Source organism: Providencia sp. NPDC089933 (genome assembly GCF_049545585.1).
GTDB lineage: Bacteria > Pseudomonadota > Gammaproteobacteria > Enterobacterales > Enterobacteriaceae > Providencia > Providencia huashanensis.
In genome coordinates this window covers 21,021-41,516 of sequence record NZ_JBMWDT010000003.1, presented here as the reverse complement: position 1 = coordinate 41,516, position 20,496 = coordinate 21,021, and the positions used below count along the sequence as shown (strand labels likewise).

17 protein-coding genes and 4 tRNA genes are annotated in these 20,496 nt (G+C 40.3%); 18 read left to right on the top strand and 3 right to left on the bottom strand.

All coding sequences use genetic code 11. The annotated features are described in order from the left end of the window. The first annotated feature begins 2 nt into the window (after nucleotides 1-2). Nucleotides 3-230 (top strand): (Na+)-NQR maturation NqrM, encoded by a 228-nt coding sequence (nqrM, locus tag ACPEH5_RS05700; protein ID WP_042848701.1) that lies wholly within the window; start codon nucleotides 3-5, stop codon nucleotides 228-230. A gap of 227 nt (nucleotides 231-457) precedes the next feature. Here the strand turns inward: nqrM and ACPEH5_RS05695 are convergent, their stop codons facing one another. Together ACPEH5_RS05695 and ACPEH5_RS05690 are read right to left on the bottom strand one after the other, a co-directional pair. Further along, entirely contained in the window at nucleotides 458-832 is a 375-nt protein-coding gene (locus tag ACPEH5_RS05695) for a hypothetical protein (protein ID WP_281111335.1), read from the bottom strand. Between the two features lie 316 nt (nucleotides 833-1,148). Beyond that, on the bottom strand, nucleotides 1,149-2,045 hold the full coding sequence (locus ACPEH5_RS05690) for a glycerophosphodiester phosphodiesterase family protein (RefSeq protein ID WP_048608232.1): 897 nt from the start codon (nucleotides 2,043-2,045) through the stop codon (nucleotides 1,149-1,151). Between the two features lie 290 nt (nucleotides 2,046-2,335). Between ACPEH5_RS05690 and dinB the strand changes: the two genes are divergently transcribed. Further along, entirely contained in the window at nucleotides 2,336-3,391 is a 1,056-nt protein-coding gene (gene dinB / locus ACPEH5_RS05685; protein WP_042848698.1) for a DNA polymerase IV, read from the top strand. 50 nt (nucleotides 3,392-3,441) lie between these two features. On the opposite strand, the gene pepD is transcribed toward dinB, so the two are convergent. Then, nucleotides 3,442-4,902 (bottom strand): beta-Ala-His dipeptidase, encoded by a 1,461-nt coding sequence (gene pepD, locus ACPEH5_RS05680; protein WP_042848697.1) that lies wholly within the window; start codon nucleotides 4,900-4,902, stop codon nucleotides 3,442-3,444. Nucleotides 4,903-5,341: 439 nt separating this feature from the next. On the opposite strand from pepD, the gene gpt reads away from it, so the two are divergent. The 16 genes from gpt to ACPEH5_RS05600 all read left to right on the top strand — a co-directional run bounded on the left by gpt (nucleotide 5,342) and on the right by ACPEH5_RS05600 (nucleotide 20,372). Beyond that, entirely contained in the window at nucleotides 5,342-5,806 is a 465-nt protein-coding gene (gpt, locus tag ACPEH5_RS05675) for a xanthine phosphoribosyltransferase (protein WP_042848748.1), read from the top strand. A gap of 192 nt (nucleotides 5,807-5,998) precedes the next feature. After that, nucleotides 5,999-7,249, top strand: a complete 1,251-nt coding sequence (gene frsA / locus ACPEH5_RS05670; protein WP_131680470.1) for an esterase FrsA — start codon at nucleotides 5,999-6,001, stop codon at nucleotides 7,247-7,249. A gap of 71 nt (nucleotides 7,250-7,320) precedes the next feature. After that, complete coding sequence (gene crl, locus ACPEH5_RS05665) at nucleotides 7,321-7,722, top strand: sigma factor-binding protein Crl (RefSeq protein ID WP_042848695.1); 402 nt, start codon at nucleotides 7,321-7,323, stop codon at nucleotides 7,720-7,722. Nucleotides 7,723-7,839: 117 nt separating this feature from the next. Next, the gene (gene proB, locus ACPEH5_RS05660) at nucleotides 7,840-8,943 is read left to right on the top strand and encodes a glutamate 5-kinase (RefSeq protein WP_042848747.1); all 1,104 of its coding nucleotides are present in this window, start codon (nucleotides 7,840-7,842) and stop codon (nucleotides 8,941-8,943) included. A gap of 2 nt (nucleotides 8,944-8,945) precedes the next feature. After that, nucleotides 8,946-10,199 carry a glutamate-5-semialdehyde dehydrogenase gene (gene proA, locus ACPEH5_RS05655; RefSeq protein ID WP_042848694.1) on the top strand — a complete coding sequence of 418 codons (1,254 nt, stop codon included), beginning with the start codon at nucleotides 8,946-8,948 and terminating at the stop codon, nucleotides 10,197-10,199. Nucleotides 10,200-10,327: 128 nt separating this feature from the next. After that, a complete protein-coding gene (gene aroL / locus ACPEH5_RS05650) occupies nucleotides 10,328-10,825 on the top strand; it encodes a shikimate kinase AroL (protein WP_042848746.1) in 498 nt (165 codons plus the stop codon). Nucleotides 10,826-10,962: 137 nt separating this feature from the next. Then, nucleotides 10,963-13,110 carry a bifunctional acyl-ACP--phospholipid O-acyltransferase/long-chain-fatty-acid--ACP ligase gene (aas, locus tag ACPEH5_RS05645; protein ID WP_042848693.1) on the top strand — a complete coding sequence of 716 codons (2,148 nt, stop codon included), beginning with the start codon at nucleotides 10,963-10,965 and terminating at the stop codon, nucleotides 13,108-13,110. A gap of 1 nt (nucleotide 13,111) precedes the next feature. Beyond that, nucleotides 13,112-14,314 carry a lysophospholipid transporter LplT gene (gene lplT / locus ACPEH5_RS05640; RefSeq protein WP_042848691.1) on the top strand — a complete coding sequence of 401 codons (1,203 nt, stop codon included), beginning with the start codon at nucleotides 13,112-13,114 and terminating at the stop codon, nucleotides 14,312-14,314. Nucleotides 14,315-14,328: 14 nt separating this feature from the next. Next, nucleotides 14,329-14,844, top strand: coding sequence for a nicotinamide-nucleotide amidase (gene pncC / locus ACPEH5_RS05635; RefSeq protein WP_048608226.1), 516 nt, complete (start codon nucleotides 14,329-14,331; stop codon nucleotides 14,842-14,844). A 92-nt stretch (nucleotides 14,845-14,936) separates the two neighbouring features. Further along, nucleotides 14,937-16,004, top strand: coding sequence for a recombinase RecA (gene recA, locus ACPEH5_RS05630; protein ID WP_048608224.1), 1,068 nt, complete (start codon nucleotides 14,937-14,939; stop codon nucleotides 16,002-16,004). Between the two features lie 325 nt (nucleotides 16,005-16,329). Then, entirely contained in the window at nucleotides 16,330-18,957 is a 2,628-nt protein-coding gene (alaS, locus tag ACPEH5_RS05625; protein WP_042848688.1) for an alanine--tRNA ligase, read from the top strand. 228 nt (nucleotides 18,958-19,185) lie between these two features. Further along, nucleotides 19,186-19,371 (top strand): carbon storage regulator CsrA, encoded by a 186-nt coding sequence (gene csrA, locus ACPEH5_RS05620; protein ID WP_004264815.1) that lies wholly within the window; start codon nucleotides 19,186-19,188, stop codon nucleotides 19,369-19,371. Between the two features lie 435 nt (nucleotides 19,372-19,806). Then, nucleotides 19,807-19,899, top strand: a tRNA-Ser gene (locus ACPEH5_RS05615). A gap of 10 nt (nucleotides 19,900-19,909) precedes the next feature. Further along, a tRNA-Arg gene (locus tag ACPEH5_RS05610) sits at nucleotides 19,910-19,986 on the top strand. Between the two features lie 139 nt (nucleotides 19,987-20,125). Beyond that, nucleotides 20,126-20,202: transfer RNA gene (locus tag ACPEH5_RS05605), tRNA-Arg, on the top strand. A gap of 93 nt (nucleotides 20,203-20,295) precedes the next feature. Further along, a tRNA-Arg gene (locus ACPEH5_RS05600) sits at nucleotides 20,296-20,372 on the top strand. The last annotated feature ends 124 nt before the right edge of the window (nucleotides 20,373-20,496 follow it).

Here is a 20,496-nt window from a genome sequence, read left to right as displayed (position 1 = left end):
GAATGCTAAATATTTTTATTGCCGCCTTTGCACTGTTCTTGCTGGCGTTTTTAGGAATGTCTCTTGGGTATATTTTCAAGCGTAAAAGTATTCAAGGTAGTTGTGGCGGCTTAAGTAGTATCGGGGTTGATAAAGTATGCGATTGCCCTGAGCCTTGTGACGCCCGCAAAAAACGCATGGCACGTGAAGAAGCTCGCCAAAAGATGCTGGAAAAAAACCGCATACTTTAGTATTTAATCTATCTGTTTTCTAAACCTTAGCCATATAAAGTATATGGCTAAGGTTTTTTTATAGCATTAGCCAGTTAAAACGGTATCCGCATTTTTGTCGTATAACTAGCTATAATGGAAGGGAGTTAAGGTATTTCAATGCGGTTTTATTTCTAGTGTCAATGACAGCAATAATAGCCGAATATACTATTCGTATAATATTTAAACAGCATTATTCTTCTATTTTATTATATAGATTTTAGTTGACTCATTTTCTTATGGCATGAATTTTGTGGGGTATATATGACACCCATTTCTTTACGGTATTCATCAAATTTAATGATAATTTCGCAGTTCTCGGCTTTGTTTGCATTACATTTTAGGGGACTTCCACTACTCCATTTTTGGCCGCTAGAAGTGGTAACTGTCCCTATCCATGAACTTTTCCCCGTGGATGAGTATTCGATATCAAATACATCATTATGCGTTTGTTGAGCCCTTATATTATAGGTAATGAAAGCCTTATCTACATCATCTTCACTGCTTTGATAAATAATTTCGACTTTTTTAAAGTCTTCATCCCATTTATTTTCAATAGAGATTGTTCCTTTTGATTTTGACATTTTATCCTCTTGATATTTATAATGAAAGTTCATTTTGTAAGAATAGGCTTAGTTAGTTTTTAAAGGTAATTATTGAAATTAAATTAGTAGTTTAAATAAAAAATAGTATTATTATAAACTGGTATTTTTAATTTTTTCTAAAAATAGAAGTCAAGAAAATATTGCACTTTTTAATATTGGTTTTATTTAAAGTAGATGTAAATAATGATTAACATTAAAGTGTTATAAAAATAAAATAGGAGGTAGTTTAGGTGAGGAAATTAAGCTAATTTATTTGATTAAACATAATTCAAAATAAAATAGCTTAATTATTAGATTATTTTTTGAAGTTTTTTGGGGAATCAACCATTACGGCATCAACACCAATTTCTTTTGCGAGTTGATAGTCTTTTTCGTTATTGACACCAAATACAATAATATACGCTTTACCATTTTTTCTAAAACAATCGATAGCGTTTTTATCCCATGATAAGGTTGCAGGTGAACGAGCTTCACCTAAAGTATACTTTTCAACAACTTCAACTTTACGATGAAGCTCGAAACCATACCAGCGAGTATTATCTTTATCATTTTCTATAGGGCATTGGCGACTCATAACACTATTCGCTAGCATTGTTCTTGTTTCATCACGGCTTTCAAATAATTGGAATTGAGGTGAAAGAGACTTTAATGCCGTTAGAAAGGCATCATTAGTTGAATAAAAACGGACTTGTTTAAATGCCTTAGTCTTATTTAATAATGTAAGGATAGCTTGTGCTTGCTGAGCAGGGTCGGCATCAGGGGATTTTAAGTCAATATAGAAAGTGGTATTAGGGTATTTCTGTAGAACAGCTTCTAATGTATTAATTGTTGTTTTTTGCAAAGGGAATTGTTGGTTATGTTTTTTACTAAACTTATAGGCAGCATTGATATGACTTAATTGCTCTGCGGTATAAGCAGATACTGGCCCTTTTTTTTCTGTTAACGAGTCTAAATCACTTGGGCGATATAAAACTAATTGATTATCTTTACTTAATTGTACTGTTAGCCAAATAGCATCGGCTTTATTTTCTTTTGCTAAATCAATTGCATAAATTGTATTTTCCGGTGCATCAGCAGTACCGGCTCTGTGTGCAACAATTTGTGGTGATAATGCTAAAGCAGTTTGACTTGCAAGAAGTAGAATAACTGACGCCATAGTTTTAACATATTTTGATGTTGATAGAATTGCCATAGGTATCATCCATAAAAGAATTTTTTATAAAATATAATGAGTGAAAAGGACGCATCTGTTTTATTACATTTTCACGGTAAAGTAAGTATTTACGATTGTTTTTAAGACAAACTTTAAATAACAAATGCTGTTATATAGTGTGGCAGACTATTATTTCAATAATATTAATTATTTTTATTATCATTAGGTTATCTGCTATTTTAGAATTGATGTCAGCGAATAGGCCCAGATTGCACGGCTAATAATAATACTGTATATTTAATCAGTTGATTGATTGTGTGGGCTAACTTGTGCGTAAAATTATACATATTGATATGGATTGCTTTTATGCAGCCATCGAAATGCGTGATGACCCAAGCTTGCGTAGTATCCCTATTGCGGTAGGAGGAAGTGCCGATCGCCGTGGTGTGATCAGCACCGCAAACTATGAAGCTCGTCGTTATGGCGTACATAGTGCCATGTCTACCGCTATTGCTCTAAGGCTTTGCCCTCAACTTAAAGTCGTTTCAGGGAGAATGGCGTTATATAAAGAAACGTCCATTCATATACGTAAGATTTTTGCGCGATATACAGATTTAATCGAGCCGCTTTCCCTCGATGAAGCTTATCTTGATGTGACTGACTGCTCACAATTACATGGTTCAGCTACGTTAATCGCAGAGGCAATTCGTCAGCAAATTTTTGATGAATTACAATTGACAGCCTCAGCGGGGATAGCCCCTATCAAGTTCCTTGCTAAAATCGCCTCTGATATGAATAAACCAAATGGGCAATTTGTGATCACCCCGCAAAATATTGATCAATTCATTCTGACTTTACCACTAAGAAAAATTCCGGGAGTGGGAAAAGTCACCGCACAAAAGCTAGCAGATATGGGGCTAACGACTTGTGCTGATGTGCAAAACTATGACGTTGTTACACTGATTAAAAGCATGGGGAAGTTTGGGCAGGTACTATGGGAGCGTTGTCACGGTATCGATGAACGGCCTGTAAACCCAGATAGACTAAGGAAATCCGTTGGTGTTGAGCGGACTCTTGCTGAAGATATTCATGAATGGAATGATTGCCTTTTATTATTAGATAAACTTTATGATGAACTGCAATTGCGTTTAGCTAAAGTGAAACCTGATTTACGCATTGCGCGCCAAGGCGTAAAGTTTAAATTTGATGATTTTCAACAAACAACACAAGAGCATGTTTACCCAATGCTTAATAAGCAAGATTTAGTCCAGTTGGCAAAACAAGTCTGGGTTAATCGACGTGAACAGCGAGGGGTACGATTAGTTGGGTTGCATGTTATGTTACAAAGCCCTCAATTGGAAAGGCAATTGTTATTAGAACTATAAATAAAACATCTACCATAATGAATGGCAGATGTTTCAGTTATGATCAGGTTTTAACCTTTAACCGGGATTGCTTTTAAAACAGCGGTCAACAGTTTCCAATATTCACCAACACTTGCAATATGCACTCTTTCATCAGGAGAGTGAGCACCACGAATGGTTGGCCCAATTGAAACCATATCCATATCTGGGTAAGGCTTTTTGAATAAGCCACACTCAAGGCCTGCGTGGATCACCATCACATTTGGGATTTTACCAAATAGCTTGTTATAAGTTTCACTCACTAAGTGCATTACGGCTGAATCGGCATCTGGTTGCCAACCTGGGTAGCTCCCCTCAGCGCGGTACTGTGCTTGTGCTAATTTACTAATAGAAGTGAGCATGTTAACAACATAGTTTTTGCCACTATCAATCAGTGAGCGAACAAGGAAGATAACCTCCGCTTGGTCTTCTGTCATGCGAACAACGCCCTCATTAAGCGATGTTTCTACGACACCTACAGCGACATCACTCATGCGAATTACGCCATTAGGTGCAGCATTTAAGAAGAACGTAAAACGTTTTTGGCAATCATCAGACAGTGCTTTCAAGTCACTTTGTGTTTCATCTAAGAGTAGAACAAGGTTAGGTTCTATAACGGCTAACTCATTCTTTAAAATACCTTCGTAGCGTTCTCTTAATGCTGTCAGTTCAGCAACTTTTTCTGTCGGAACAGAGATAATTGCATGCGCTTCACGTGGGATAGCATTACGTACGGTACCGCCTCTAAATTCTAACAATTTCAGGCTTAAGTCTTCCGCATGTCCAGCAAGGAATCGTGCGAGTAATTTATTCGCATTACCTAAGCCTAAGTGAACATCACCACCGGAGTGACCACCTTTTAACCCTTTTAGGGTTAAAGTAAACGTCTGATAACCTTGTGGTAAAGGTTCACGCAGTAGATCAAATGTTGTTGTGAAATCAACCCCTCCAGCACAACCCATATAGATCTCACCTTCTTCTTCAGAGTCGGTGTTAATCAGAATATCCGCCTGTAGCCAACCTGCTTTTAGACCAAACGCACCTTCCATGCCAGCTTCTTCAGTCATGGTGAGTAAAACTTCCATAGGCCCATGCTCGACACTGTCATCAGCCAGAACCGCCAATGCAGAAGCTAAACCAATACCGTTATCTGCGCCTAAAGTTGTACCTTCAGCGGTCACCCATTCACCATTAACATATGGGCGGATTGGGTCTGTTTTAAAGTCATGCACGGTGTCATTATTTTTTTGTGGCACCATGTCTAGGTGTGCTTGCAAGACTACTGCTTTGCGGTTTTCGTAACCCGTTGTTGCAGGTTTACGGATCAAAATATTACCAACTTCGTCGCGTTCTACATGAAAACCTTTTTGTTTTGACCAGTCGATAATATGCGCAGCTAAAGCTTCTTCATGATATGAAGGGTGCGGAATAGAGCAGATGGTAGCGAAGATGTCCCATAGCGGTTGGGGGGATAATGTAGCTAGCTCAGACACGTTTCTCTCCTTTTATTTTCCCTTTATATTTCAATCTGTAGCATTGTTGGCTTCACTCGTAAACTCCAAGCATATACTTATGTATCCTCAAAGGATTTACTCATTTGCCGCCTAGCTACAAATTGAACTATTTAGGAATAATATCCTGAATAACCCATGTAGGAACTGATTGGCAACCAACGTTAATTTCAGCTTCAATTTTTAAAAGGAATATTGCTGTAATTATGACCTAACAGCCTGAAGTTTCGAATTAAAGGCTGCATCTTTTATAATCTCAGGATAACACTTTCTTTTGAAGAATGGATAGTGTAAATGATAATAATTAATGGCGAATGATGCTTTTTACTGGTTTTTAACGCGCCAAATCACTATAATCTCGCGCAACCTTTTTTCCGCAAGACACATTTCAGATTTACTCAGCAGTCGGGACCCGAATTTTATGAGCGAAAAATATGTCGTAACGTGGGATATGTTGCAAATACATGCCCGTAAACTCGCACAACGTTTATTACCAGTAGAACAATGGACCGGTATTATCGCGGTTAGCCGTGGTGGTCTTGTTCCAGGCGCGCTTCTTGCACGTGAACTGGGCATTCGTAACGTTGATACCGTATGTATATCTAGCTATGACCATGATAATCAACGCGAATTAAAAATTATAAAGCGCGCTGAAGGTGATGGCGAAGGCTATATCGTCATTGACGATTTGGTCGATACCGGTGGTACAGCGCAAGCTATTCGTGATATGTATCCAAAAGCACACTTTGTTACTATCTTCGCTAAGCCAGCTGGTCGTCCATTAGTTGATGACTATGTGGTTGATATCCCGCAAGACACATGGATAGAGCAGCCTTGGGATATGGGCGTTGCTTTTATAAAGCCATTGTGTGAACAAGACAAATAAATCGAAGTTAAACTTATTTTCTGGTAATAGATTGTCATTAACAGCCTTTGGGGTTTTTCCTCATAGGCATAACACATAAATACCTAAAATTTTTGAGTCAAACGCGATATAATCTCGGGGGAGTGCATTTTTGCATTCCCCTTATTTTTGGTTTTTTGGCACAATTCAGCTCAGGTAGACAAGGAAATAGGGATGACTCAGCAAAACCTTTCAGAAAAACTTTTCAAACCTAGAGTCAGACAAGTTGAAACGTCGACACTTGTATCCTACTCGTCAGAAACGACTCCTCTGATAAAAGCTCATAGCGTTCTAAGTGGTTCTCATCATGTTGGCTGGTATCGTATGATCAACCGGCTAATTTGGATTTGGCGTGGTATTGATGCACTAGAAATTGAAGAGGTACTTAGCCGAATAGCAGTTTCCGATGCGCCACGCAGTAATGAAACCCAGTTGGATACCGTCATTGGTAATAGGCGTGGGAATTGGTGCTTCGAATGGTCACAGCAGGCTATGCGCTGGCAACAGAAAGCTTTGGAATTCGAGCAAGGGCCGGATGCGGGTAATGCATGGTTGCGAGCCGCAAATTTATACAGTATTGCAGCATACCCTTTTATTAAAGGGGATGAACTAGCAGACCAAGCTATTTTATTAGCGTGTAAAGCCTATGATAATGCTGCCAAATTTTCAGAATATCGGTTAAAGAAAGTTGCATTCAAAGTGGATGATGGGAAAGAAGTTTGTGGCTTTTTACATATCCCATCCCACGGTCAGGGGCCTTATCCTACCGTCATGATTTGCGGCATGTTAGACAGCTTACAAATCGATTTTTGTCGCTATTTTCGCGATTATCTCGAACCACTAGGTATTGCGATGCTAACGCTCGATATGCCTTCTATTGGTTATTCGATAAAACATAAATTGACACAAGAAACAACAACACTGCATGAGCAAATTGTTCGCCAGCTTGAGGATATTGCATGGATTGACCATACCCGCTTCGGTATCGTCGGGATGCGCTTTGGTGCCAATATAGCCTTAAGATTAGCTTATATGTGCCCAGAAAAAATTAAAGCAGTCGCTGTCATAGGTCCAATTGTGCATAGTTTATTGCACGAAGAGAAATATCAACAAGATATTCCTCGGGTAGTTTTGGATGTGTTCGCGAGTCGTTTGGGAATTTATCAGGTTGATGGTGCCGCTTTACGTCATGAATTGAGTTGTTATTCACTTAAAAATCAGGGCCTTTTAGGAAAAAGAAGCAAAGTTCCGATGTTATCGGTAAGCTTAAAAGATGATATCTATAGTCCGAAAGCAGAATCGGATCTAATTCGGCGTTCATCAATGGATGCAGATACAATAATACTACCAAGTCAGCCTGTTTTTGCTAATTTTGAAAAGGCACTAAGTGAAACTACTAATTGGCTGAAAGCAAAAATACTTTAATTATATTTAATATCTTGCTTATTTTTTCCCATTTGTTAAAAAGGGGTCTACCCAAGAAGGAGATCCTTAACATGGCTTTACCGACTGATTATTCAAATGGAAAGTATTTAAAGAAATTTGCTGCAATGGGGCCTTATTTACGCGAAAAACAATGTATCAATGGCTGTTATATATTCGATAGCCTTGTTGTTTGTATTAATGCGAGTATTGCGCCTGAGAAACGTGAATTTTGGGGGTGGTGGTTAAAATTAGTTGCAACTGAAAAAGGCTTTGAGTTCACTTATCATTTTGGTATTTATAATAGCCATGGTAGTTGGCAAGTCAAAGCATTCAAAGATGCGGCTACCACTGAAGCCGTTGAAAAAAATTTAGTATCATTTCATCAAGCACTTACTAAGCAATTACTTGAGCTTGAGTTAAGCCTCTTCCCTTCGCCACTAATGGCAGAATTAAAACTGGAATTAAGCGCATAAATTTGTTTTAAACCAACTTTTGTTGAATTTTGCGTTATGCCTGTTGGCATAACGCGCTTCTCCTGATAAAAATGGTATCTACTTTTTTGTTTTCTTAATCCTAATGGCAGAAAAATGATGAAAAATAGCCAGACGCTGGTTGTTAAGCTAGGAACCAGTGTGCTAACAGGGGGCTCGCGCCGTTTGAATCAAGCTCATATTGTTGAGTTAGTCAGGCAGTGTGCGCAGCAATATGAAAAAGGGCACCGTATTATCATTGTGACATCAGGGGCAATTGCCGCGGGTCGCGAACACTTAAATTACCCCGAATTGCCGGCTACCATTGCATCTAAACAGTTGCTTGCGGCAGTCGGCCAAAGTCGTCTTATTCAGTTGTGGGAAAGGTTGTTCTCCATTTACGGGATCCACATAGGGCAAATGCTGTTAACACGTGCAGATTTAGAAGACCGTGAGCGTTTTCTAAATGCTCGAGACACCTTACAAGCATTACTGAATAATGGCATTATTCCCGTTATTAATGAGAACGATGCCGTTGCGACAGCAGAAATAAAAGTCGGTGATAACGATAATTTATCCGCATTAGCCGCTATTCTTGGTGATGCTGATAAACTGTTGCTACTGACTGATATAGAAGGTCTATATGATGCAGACCCCCGTAGCAACCCAAATGCGAAATTAATTCCTGAAGTCTATGGTGTCAACGACGAGCTTCGTCAAATGGCAGGGGGAAGTGTCAGCGGTTTAGGTACAGGGGGCATGGCAACTAAGCTACAAGCGGCTGATGTTGCTGGCCGCGCAGGGATAGATGTTATTATCGCAGCAGGTAATAAACCTGATGTCATTAGCGCTGTGATTGAAAATATTCCAGTGGGGACTCGTTTTTATGGGCAGAAAAACCCCATGGAAAATCGTAAACGTTGGATTTTCGGGGCGCCAGCTGCGGGTGATGTGTATATTGATGATGGTGCACAATTAGCAATTATAGAAAAAGGTAGCTCATTGTTACCAAAAGGAATTAAAAAGATTGAAGGTGATTTTTCCCGAGGCGCCGTGATCCGCATTCTAAATATGGCGGGGAAAGACCTTGCACACGGTGTTAGTCACTATAATAGTGATGCACTAAGGATGATAGCAGGTCATCATTCACAAGAAATTGGCAGAATACTTGGCTATGAACACGGCTCAGTCGCTGTTCATCGTGACGATATGATAGTGAGTTAATTATGTTAGAAACAATGGGTAAGGCTGCACGAGCAGCGTCATGGCAATTAGCTCAGCTAAGCACCAAACAAAAAAACTCGGCACTATTGCAAATTGCTGAATTACTAGAAAAAGAAAGCGCAGTGATATTATCTGCTAACCAGCAGGATATGGAACAAGCAAAAGCCAGTGGTATGGCAGAAGCCTTACAAGACCGTCTATTGCTGACTCCAGAACGCTTGAAAAGCATTGCTGATGATGTCAGAAAGGTTTGTCAGCTTGCTGACCCTGTTGGGCAAATCATTGATGGTAGCCAGCTTGATAGCGGTTTAAACTTACAGCGCCGACGCGTACCTCTAGGTGTTGTCGGGGTGATTTACGAAGCGCGTCCAAACGTCACTGTCGATGTGGCTTCGTTATGTTTAAAAACCGGTAATGCAGTCATTCTACGTGGTGGTAAAGAAACCCATAATACGAACCTTGCTGTGGTGAGTGTTATCCAAAAAGCACTCAAAAATAGTGGGTTGCCAGAAGAATCTGTACAAGCTATCAATAACCCTGATCGTGAATTAGTTTCTCAATTATTAAAATTAGATCGTTATATTGATATGCTGATCCCTCGTGGTGGTGCGGGGTTACATAAATTATGTCGTGAGCAATCAACGATCCCTGTGATCACCGGCGGTATAGGTGTTTGCCACACCTTTGTCGATGAGTCAGTTGATTTTAATAAAGCGATTAACGTAATCATCAATGCAAAAGTACAGCGCCCAAGTGCTTGTAACTCACTGGAAACTTTGCTAGTTCATAAAGATATTGCGGGTAATTTCTTACCATTTTTAAGTGAGAAAATGGCTGAACAGCAAGTCACACTGCACGCTAGTGAAAAAGCAATGCCATTATTGGAACAAGGCCCAGCAACAGTTGTTGATGTAAAACCTGAAAATTTGGTTGATGAATGGTTATCCTTAGACCTCAATGTAGAGATTGTTGATGACATTGACGCCGCTATTAACCATATTCGCCAATATGGTACTGCGCATTCTGATGCTATTTTGACCGAGTCTATCCGCCAAGCAGATTATTTTGTACAGTGTGTCGATTCGGCGGCTGTTTATGTGAATGCGAGTACTCGCTTCACAGATGGTGGGCAATTTGGTTTAGGGGCAGAGGTTGCGGTTAGCACTCAGAAATTACATTCTCGAGGCCCTATGGGGCTAGATGCCTTAACAACCTATAAATGGGTTGGTTATGGCGATTTTTTAAATCGCCCATAAAGACTAAAATAGATTAATAGGCCACACTTGTGTGGCTTTATTTTTTATTATTTGCCGCATTAGGCAACTTTCATAAGCAGATACATAACCAGTTTTGCTTAGTATTCATGATGATGGGGTGGAAATTAATGTTTTACATTATCGGTCCAAGAGGTTCGGGTAAAACGACAATTGGTAAAAAATTGGCCGAATCTAAAGGCTACCAGTTTGTTGATACAGATAAATTGATACTCGAAAGAGCGGGTAAAACGATAGCAGAAATTGTTGAACAGTACGGATGGGAATATTTTCGTCAATTAGAAACGGAAACGTTAAAATCAATTCTTCAAGATAAAACGATTGTTTCAACAGGGGGCGGGCTGGTTCTTGCTGAGGAAAACCAGAAGATCATGCGTGATAACGGGACAGTGATTTATTTAAATGCTAAGCCTGACGTTTTAGCTAAACGCCTAGCCGCAGAGCCACAAGCTGACCAGCGGCCAAGCTTAACAGGCAAATCATTAGTTGAAGAAATTGAAGAAGTTATGCAGCAAAGAGAACCTATCTACCGTGCGACGGCACACCATGTTATTGATGCCACACAATCCATTGATGATATTATCGCGCAACTTAATGATTTGACTTAAACTAATTAGGTATCAGTAAAGTACGTTTTCGGAATATACCGCTTAGTAGAAAGAGCAGAGCTAAGTAAGATAGGTATGATAACGGAAATACTTCACTTATTTGCATATAAAACATAATCATAATATAGGGATTCATTATGTTGGCAAACATCATCAAGGCAATACTTAAATTTTTATTTCGCGTCCAAGTTACCGGTGATGCAAAAGAATTTAATCAAGATAAATGCTTGATTACACCCAATCATGTTTCTTTCCTTGATGGTGTTTTGATTGCACTTTTTTTACCTGTAAAACCTGTATTTGCTGTGTATTCATCATTTGCGACACCAAAAATGGTGAAGCGTCTTAAACCTTATGCGGATATTGTTCCTCTTGACCCTGCTAACCCTTTAGGGATACGTCACCTTGTTAAAGAGGTGGAAAAAGGGCGCCCAATCGTCATTTTTCCAGAAGGGCGTATTACTGTGCATGGTTCTTTAATGAAAATCTATGAAGGGGCTGCATTTGTTGCTGCAAAGTCGGAGGCAAAAGTTGTTCCTATTCGTATTGAAGGTGCGGAGCGCAGTCACTTTGGTCGGTTAAAAGGCATTATTCCATTAAAATGGTTCCCAAAAATCACATTACATATTTTGCCTGCACAAAGCATTCCTATGCCTCAAGCCCCTCGAGCTGTTGAGCGCCGAGCCTTAGCTGGAGAGCATTTGTACCAAATTATGAAATCTGCGCGTATGGCTTGTTTGCCCCAAGTCACATTGGTCGAAGAGTTTATTCAAAGTGTTCATAAGTTTGGTCGATATACGCCCTGTATTGAAGATATCGCTTTTAAAGAAGACTCCTACCAAAGCTTATTGAAAAAAGCTCTGGGAGTCGGGCGTATTATAGAACGTTATACCCATGAAAATGAGCGTGTAGGCTTATTATTGCCAAATACAACAGTTACGGCTGCGGCTATTTTTGGGGCCCTAATGAGGGGACGAGTCCCTGCGATGCTGAATTATACTGCGGGAAGCCATGGGATCAGTAATGCATTAAAAGCATCTGCAGCCACTGTCGTATTTACCTCTCGCCAATTTTTAGAAAAAGGTCATTTAACGCATATTCCCGAGCAAGTTACTGAAGCTAACTGGATTTACCTTGAAGATTTAAAAGATACAGTGACATGGCAAGATAAACTTTGGATTGTTAAGCATTTATTTAATCCACGTAAAGCCGTTATCCCGCGCAAAACGACAGATGAAGCGATCGTGCTATTCACTTCAGGGTCAGAGGGAACACCGAAAGGGGTGGTTCATAGCCACGGGAGCTTAATGGCGAATGTTGAGCAAATTAAGACCATTGCTGACTTCACTCCTCGTGACCGTTTTATGTCATCATTACCATTATTCCATGCATTTGGTCTAACTGTTGGTTTGTTCATTCCTCTATTTTCAGGAAGCCGAGTGTTTCTTTATCCAAGCCCTTTGCACTATCGAGTCATTCCGGAATTGGTCTATGACAAAAATTGTACAGTGCTTTTTGGGACTTCGACATTTTTAGGTAATTATGCGCGTTTTGCGCATCAGTATGATTTTGCACGTTTGCGCTATGTCGTTGCTGGCGCTGAAAAGCTCTCTGATAAAACTAAAAAAATCTGGTTTGATAAATTTGGTATTCGTATCCTTGAAGGGTATGGGGTGACTGAATGTGCTCCTATCGTTTCAATTAACGTACCAATGGCCGCTAAAGAAGGTTCAGTAGGTCAAATTTTACCCGAAATGGAGGCGAGGATTATCCCTATCCCAGGTATTGAACAGGGGGGGAAATTACAGCTAAAAGGGCCAAATATCATGAAGGGGTATTTACGTGTTGAAGCCCCTGGTGTCTTAGAAACGCCTAAAGCGGAAAATGAGCAAGGTGAATTAGAAGATGGCTGGTATGACACGGGTGATATCGTTACTTTAGACAATCAAAACTTCTGTACTATTAAAGGTCGTGTTAAGCGTTTTGCAAAACTTGCAGGGGAAATGGTTTCTCTTGAAAGTATTGAACAAATGGTCGCGGGTATTTCACCAAATGAGAATCATGGCGTTGTCACTAAGCCTGATAGTAGTAAGGGTGAGGCGCTTGTTTTATTCACGACAGATAAAGAATTAGACCGCAGCGCATTGTCTGCGGCAGCGAAAAGCAAAGGCTTAACTGAATTAGCTGTCCCGCGTGACATTCGTTTAGTAAAAGAACTGCCAGTTTTGGGAAGTGGTAAAACGGACTTTGTTACACTAAAACAGATGGCGTTAAAGGATGAATAATATGCAAGAAAGCATGCAAAATGCGCCATTAATGAGCCGAGGAATGAAAGCCGTATTGGCGTCTCAATTCCTCTCTGCATTTGCTGATAATGCATTATTATTTGCAATACTTGCACAGCTTAAAGCAGAGTTTTACCCTGAGTGGAGCCATCCTATTCTGCAAATGGTGTTTGTATTTACTTATATTGTACTGGCACCTTTTGTAGGGCAAATCGCCGATAGGTTCTCAAAAGGGCGCGTAATGTTGTTTTCTAACATTTTTAAATTTATTGGGGCTCTTGGTATTTGTTTGGGGTTAAACCCTTTCCTTTGCTATGGTCTAGTGGGGGTAGGCGCTGCATCTTATTCCCCTGCTAAATACGGTATTTTAGGGGAATTAACAGGGGGAGATAACCTTGTTAAAGCAAATGGAGTTATGGAAGCATCGACAATCGCGGCTATTCTAGTGGGCTCAGTGGTCGGTGGGGTGCTTTCCGATATTAACCTTATATTAGCGCTCGGAACTTGTGCTGTATTGTATGCATTAGCTGTTATTGCCAATTTCTTTATCCCACCGCTAGTGGCTGCACGGCCAGGCAAAGGCTGGAATATTAAACTATTAGTGACTGATTTTTTCGGTGCTTGCCGTATTCTATGGTCTAACCAAGAAAGTCGCTTCTCACTTGTGGGGACCAGTTTATTTTGGGGGGCGGGTGTCACCTTACGTTTTTTATTAGTGGCATGGGTACCTGTCGCTTTAGGCTTACAAGACAACACAACCCCAACAATCCTCAATGCGATGGTTGCTATAGGGATTGTCGTTGGAGCGGGGCTTGCTGCTAAATTTATTACCTTAAAAACGGTTTATCGTTGTATTCCTGCTGGGGTTATCATCGGTATCATGGTGGTTTTACTCTCATTGCAAACTAATATTATTCCAGCATATTTTATTCTGATAATACTTGGGGTATTTGGTGGCTTATTTGTGGTTCCACTTAATGCATTACTTCAAGAAAAGGGGAAAGAGACTGTTGGAGCAGGGAATGCCATTGCTGTGCAAAACTTAGGCGAAAACAGTGCAATGCTAATTATGTTAGGCTTGTACTCTTTGGCAATTAAAGCTGGTTTGTCAGTAGTGAATGCAGGGATTGGTTTCGGTGCTGTATTTGCGATAGCTATTGCGGGTTTGTGGGTTTGGGATCGCGCTCGTAAAAAAATGAAGTAAAGGTAGGTAGCATCATGATAGATGAGAAGCAACTCGAAATATTGAGTATTCAAATTGGTCAGAAACTAACAGAACAAGGTAAAACAGTCACCGCTGCTGAATCTTGTACTGGTGGCTGGGTTGCTAAGGTATTGACCGATATCGCAGGGAGCTCAGCTTACTTCCAGCGTGGCTTCGTCACTTATAGCAATGAAGCCAAACACCAAATGATTGGTGTTAAAGAGGAGTCTTTACAACAATATGGCGCAGTAAGCCAACAAGTTGTCGCAGAAATGGCTTTAGGGGCATTGCGGGAAGCGAGGGCCGATTTTGCTGTTTCAATCAGTGGAATTGCCGGCCCCGACGGCGGTAGTATAGAAAAGCCTGTTGGGACAGTCTGGTTTGGTTTTGCTAAAAAACAGGCTGATAAAACCATAACCGTAACAACACAGCACTGTGTATTCCAAGGGGATAGAAACCAAGTTCGTTTACAATCAACGGGTTATGTCCTAGAAACACTTTTAAAGTTGTTAAATGAAAAATTTTCTTGATACTGTATGATTATACAGTATAATTAATTTTAACAAACCCAATTCAATCGTTTTATTCGCAGTGGTCAAGCCATTGCACTTAGGGAGTAATCATGGCTATTGATGAAAACAAACAAAAAGCACTTGCAGCAGCATTAGGCCAAATTGAAAAACAATTTGGTAAAGGCTCCATTATGCGTCTTGGTGAAGACCGCTCTATGGATGTTGAAACGATTTCAACAGGCTCCTTATCCCTTGATGTTGCATTAGGCGCTGGTGGCTTGCCATTAGGTCGTATTGTTGAAATCTACGGTCCTGAAGCTTCGGGTAAAACAACATTAACTTTACAGGTTATTGCTGCGGCACAACGCAGTGGTAAAACTTGCGCATTTATCGATGCAGAGCACGCCTTAGACCCTATCTATGCGAAAAAATTAGGCGTAGATATTGATAACTTATTATGTTCACAACCCGATACAGGTGAACAAGCTCTTGAAATTTGTGATGCATTAACACGCTCAGGGGCGGTTGATGTCATTATCGTTGACTCTGTTGCTGCGTTAACACCTAAAGCTGAAATTGAAGGCGAGATTGGTGATTCTCATATGGGCCTAGCAGCCCGTATGATGAGCCAAGCAATGCGTAAATTGGCGGGGAATTTAAAAACGTCAAATACCTTACTGATCTTTATCAACCAAATTCGTATGAAGATTGGTGTTATGTTTGGTAATCCGGAAACCACTACAGGTGGTAACGCATTGAAATTCTACGCATCTGTCCGTTTAGATATTCGCCGTATCGGTGCGGTGAAAAACGGTGAAGAAATTGTAGGTAGCGAAACCCGTGTTAAAGTTGTGAAAAATAAAGTCGCAGCACCATTTAAACAAGCTGAATTCCAAATTCTTTATGGTGAAGGGATTAACACCTTCGGTGAGCTTATTGACTTAGGTGTAAAACATAAATTAATTGAAAAAGCGGGTGCTTGGTATAGCTATAACGGGGACAAAATCGGTCAAGGTAAAGCTAACTCAACAACTTATTTAAAAGAGCATCCTGAAATAGCACAGGAAATTGATACGAAACTACGCGAAATGTTATTAAATCATACTGGTGAATTTAGTAGCGCTGCGGAAGATTTCGTCAGTGGTTCTGATGAAGAAGAAACACCAGAAGAAATTTAATTCAAGTGTAACTATTTGATTATCATCTAAATTAGTGGCGCACCTTTCATAAGGGGGCGCCATTTTTATTTTGGCCTATTACATTAATAGTTTATCGAACAGTTTTTCTGTGGAAAAATACCCCAGCGCGGGGTATAAACATGCTTTCAGAAAATATCTAGACGCTTTACAATGAAAGCTGCTAATGGATGTATCTATATTTTACTTCTGCATAAAGAGACTTTATCTTATCAGTCACTTTTTAATCGGAGAGTTGATTAGAGGTGATGTTACATACCATCTCAACAATTCGTAATTCTGTTTCCAGCTTGATATCGGGATAAATATGAGTAAAAGCACCGCTGAGATCCGTCAAGCGTTTCTCGACTTTTTTCATACGAAAGGTCATCAAGTGGTCACCAGCAGTTCGCTAGTGCCAAATAATGACCCTACACTACTGTTCACAAACGCAGGGATGAACCAGTTCAAAGATGTATTTCTTGGCCTGGATAAGAGAGCATATTCCCGAGCGACAACTGCGCAACGTTGCGTTCGAGCAGGTGGTAAACATAACGACTTAGAAAATGTGGGTTATACCGCTCGCCACCATACATTTTTTGAAATGCTAGGTAACTTCAGCTTCGGTGATTACTTTAAGCATGATGCTATCCGCTTTGCTTGGGAACTATTAACTAGCGAAGAGTGGTTTAATTTACCAAAAGAAAGGCTGTGGGTAACTGTCTACGCGACAGATGATGAAGCGTATGATATCTGGAACAAAGAAATTGGTGTTCCAGCTGAGCGTATTATTCGTATTGGTGACAATAAAGGTGCACCATATGCGTCAGATAACTTCTGGCAAATGGGTGATACAGGCCCTTGTGGTCCATGTACAGAGATTTTCTATGACCATGGTGAGCATATTTGGGGTGGTCCTCCGGGGAGCCCTGAAGAAGATGGTGACCGTTATATTGAAATCTGGAACCTTGTCTTCATGCAATTTAACCGTCAATCAGACGGTACTATGGAGCCACTGCCAAAACCTTCAGTCGACACAGGGATGGGTTTAGAACGCATTTCTGCGGTACTTCAACACGTAAATTCTAACTATGAGATTGATATTTTCCGCGAACTCATTGCTGCTGCTGCGAAAGCAACAGGGGCAACTGATTTGGAAAATAAATCATTGCGTGTTATTGCTGACCACATTCGTTCTTGTGCATTCCTTGTTAGTGATGGTGTCATTCCATCAAATGAAGGGCGTGGCTATGTTTTACGGCGTATTATTCGCCGAGCAGTGCGTCACGGTTACATGCTTGGTGCAAAGGATACCTTCTTCTACAAATTAGTTGCTCCACTAATTAACGTGATGGGCTCTGCTGCGGATGAGCTTGCACGTCAGCAAGCAATGGTAGAAAAAGTTCTTAAAACTGAAGAAGAACAATTTGCTCGTACTTTAGAACGCGGCTTGCAATTATTAGACGAAGAACTTGCTTCCCTAAAAGGCGATACACTTGATGGTGAGGCTGCATTCCGTTTATATGATACCTATGGCTTCCCTATCGATTTAACGGCGGACGTTTGCCGTGAACGCAATATTAAAGTCGATGAGCAAGGTTTTGAGCATGCGATGGAAGACCAACGTCGTCGTGCTAGAGAATCGAGCGGTTTTGGCGCAGATTATAACTCATTAATCAAAGTTGATAAGCGTAGCGAATTCTCTGGTTATCAATACGATGAGCAACAAGCAACAATCACGGCTTTGTATAAAGATGGTCAACCTGTTGATACCCTTAAAGAGGGTGAAGAAGGGTTGGTTATCCTAGATAAAACTGCATTCTATGCAGAGTCCGGTGGGCAAGTGGGTGACACTGGTTATTTAAATAGTGACAGTGCAAGCTTTAATGTAACAGACACTCAAAAATACGGCCAAGCGATTGGTCACATAGGTAAAGTAGAGTCAGGTACATTAGTTGTTAACCATCGTATTACTGCTTTGATTAATAGCGCGAGGCGTGATGCTATCCGCTTAAATCACTCAGCGACACATTTACTTCATGCTGCATTACGTCAGGTATTGGGTGAGCATGTGTCACAAAAAGGCTCATTGGTTAACGATAAATATCTCCGTTTTGATTTCTCCCATTTTGAAGCGATGACACAGGAAGAGCTACGTCAGGTAGAAGATATTGTGAATGCTCAAATCCGAAAAAACTCAGAAATTGAAACTGAGTTGATGGATTTAGAGGGAGCTAAAGCGAAAGGCGCTATGGCATTATTCGGTGAAAAATATGAAGAACGTGTACGCGTTTTGAGTATGGGTGATTTTTCTATTGAATTATGCGGTGGTACACATGCTAGTCGAACTGGGGATATTGGTTTATTCCGTATTCTTAGCGAATCAGGCACTGCTGCTGGCGTTCGTCGTATCGAAGCAACAACGGGGGCGATGGCGATTGAAAATATTCACAATCAATCCGAGCAACTTTCAGCAATTGCTCACCTATTAAAAGGTGACTCCAATAGTCTTGTGGAAAAAGTTAAAGCTGCATTAGACAAATCTCGTCAGCTCGAGAAAGAAATTTTGCAACTAAAAGATCAGCAAGCATCGCAAGAAAGTGCTTCAATAGGTAGTAAAGCGAAAGATGTGAAAGGCATCAAGTTGTTAGTGACTCAATTGAGCAATACTGATCCTAAGCTACTGAGAACTATGGTAGATGATCTCAAGAACCAGCTGAAATCTGCGATTATCGTGCTTTCAACAACAAGTGGTGATAAAGTCAGTATGATCGTTGGGGTGACTAATGATTTAACTGCTAAAGTTAAAGCAGGTGACTTGATTTCCTTTATTGCAGGGCAGGTTGGCGGTAAAGGTGGTGGGCGACCAGACATGGCACAGGCAGGGGGTACTGACGTGAATGCATTACCTGCTGCGATGGCAAGTGTCGAAGAATGGGTTGAATCACGGCTATAAGCGTCGACAAAGTTGCCTCATTAAAATATGAGGCAACTTTAAGCTGTTGCGGCATTGTTAATGTATCGCTTGTAGTGTTATATTTTGCTTGTAAATAATTAGAATGCTTGCATTGATGGCATCAATGCTTTAGGTGAATATCATTGCTTTACGTTTTCACGGTGTGTGATGGACAATAGCGGGGGATACCTAAAGACCCGACTCTTTTAATATTTCAAGGAGCAAAGAATGCTTATTCTGACTCGTCGAGTTGGTGAAACACTCATGATAGGCGATGAGGTAACAGTTACTGTATTGGGTGTCAAAGGCAACCAAGTTCGTATTGGTGTTAACGCCCCAAAAGAAGTTTCTGTTCACCGTGAAGAAATTTATCAACGGATCCAGGCTGAAAAAACTCAACCAGATAATCAATAATAAAAAAGAAGCGTCCAATGATTGACCACACAGCAAGAATGGACGCTTGTCTTTCCTATTCTATTATTCCCTTTTGTTAATCTAATATGCAGTTTTTTAGTGTTTAGCGACTGTATTTTGCTGAGCATTAATTTTCATCGTGCTCGATTTATTTTTTTATTGCATGTCTATTTTTCATTTGGCTAAAAAATATACTTTTTGTTGAGTGCTATCATCATTTTTTTTCCTGCTTTTTGTTTATAAACTTAGTGAGATAAGGGCTGAAAAAGATCTTTTTCGGTGCTAAACTAATCATCTTGCTTGTGAAATGTGCAAACAGACTACGGAATGCAAAAAGTTTGGAAAAATTGTTTGACTTCTAAGTCTAGGAAAGTAATATGTGCGCCACACAGCAACGAGATGTTTGAAAAAACAAATCGTGTGTAACTAAAATATGGTGAGGTGGCCGAGAGGCTGAAGGCGCTCCCCTGCTAAGGGAGTATGCGGTCAAAAGCTGCATCGAGGGTTCGAATCCCTCCCTCACCGCCATTTTAGATATGCATCCGTAGCTCAGCTGGATAGAGTACTCGGCTACGAACCGAGCGGTCGGAGGTTCGAATCCTCCCGGATGCACCATATTTAACCCTATAAGAGTATCTGATGGGGTTTTGTTTTGGTTCTAGAATATTGGAAACCAAAACATGCAGTAACTTAGAAGTTAGTTTTTAGTAGTTGATAAAAATTTTGAGATAAAAATCAGTCTTGCACTAAACATGCATCCGTAGCTCAGCTGGATAGAGTACTCGGCTACGAACCGAGCGGTCGGAGGTTCGAATCCTCCCGGATGCACCATCTCTTAGTTGCTAAATTTAGCATATCAATAATACATTTTAATCTAATTCATAAAAAGTTATTGGAACATCGATTTATAATCGAAAGAATTTTGCATCCGTAGCTCAGCTGGATAGAGTACTCGGCTACGAACCGAGCGGTCGGAGGTTCGAATCCTCCCGGATGCACCATCATTAGAAACTCCTCACTTTGAGGAGTTTTTTTTTGCCTAAAATTAGAAAAAATGCCATTCACCTAATATCTTTGTATGTAATCCTCGATAAACCACACATCTAGACAGCGACAATTTATGTG

Coding starts and splice junctions, on each gene's coding strand:
- proA (WP_042848694.1), top strand. CDS start 8,946: ATGTTAGAAACAATGGGTAAGGCTGCACGAGCAGCGTCATGGCAATTA.
- alaS (WP_042848688.1), top strand. CDS start 16,330: ATGAGTAAAAGCACCGCTGAGATCCGTCAAGCGTTTCTCGACTTTTTT.
- pncC (WP_048608226.1), top strand. CDS start 14,329: ATGATAGATGAGAAGCAACTCGAAATATTGAGTATTCAAATTGGTCAG.
- crl (WP_042848695.1), top strand. CDS start 7,321: ATGGCTTTACCGACTGATTATTCAAATGGAAAGTATTTAAAGAAATTT.
- recA (WP_048608224.1), top strand. CDS start 14,937: ATGGCTATTGATGAAAACAAACAAAAAGCACTTGCAGCAGCATTAGGC.
- nqrM (WP_042848701.1), top strand. CDS start 3: ATGCTAAATATTTTTATTGCCGCCTTTGCACTGTTCTTGCTGGCGTTT.
- frsA (WP_131680470.1), top strand. CDS start 5,999: ATGACTCAGCAAAACCTTTCAGAAAAACTTTTCAAACCTAGAGTCAGA.
- ACPEH5_RS05690 (WP_048608232.1), bottom strand. CDS start 2,045: ATGGCAATTCTATCAACATCAAAATATGTTAAAACTATGGCGTCAGTT.
- csrA (WP_004264815.1), top strand. CDS start 19,186: ATGCTTATTCTGACTCGTCGAGTTGGTGAAACACTCATGATAGGCGAT.
- aas (WP_042848693.1), top strand. CDS start 10,963: ATGTTGGCAAACATCATCAAGGCAATACTTAAATTTTTATTTCGCGTC.
- aroL (WP_042848746.1), top strand. CDS start 10,328: ATGTTTTACATTATCGGTCCAAGAGGTTCGGGTAAAACGACAATTGGT.
- lplT (WP_042848691.1), top strand. CDS start 13,112: ATGCAAGAAAGCATGCAAAATGCGCCATTAATGAGCCGAGGAATGAAA.
- gpt (WP_042848748.1), top strand. CDS start 5,342: ATGAGCGAAAAATATGTCGTAACGTGGGATATGTTGCAAATACATGCC.
- ACPEH5_RS05695 (WP_281111335.1), bottom strand. CDS start 832: ATGTCAAAATCAAAAGGAACAATCTCTATTGAAAATAAATGGGATGAA.
- proB (WP_042848747.1), top strand. CDS start 7,840: ATGAAAAATAGCCAGACGCTGGTTGTTAAGCTAGGAACCAGTGTGCTA.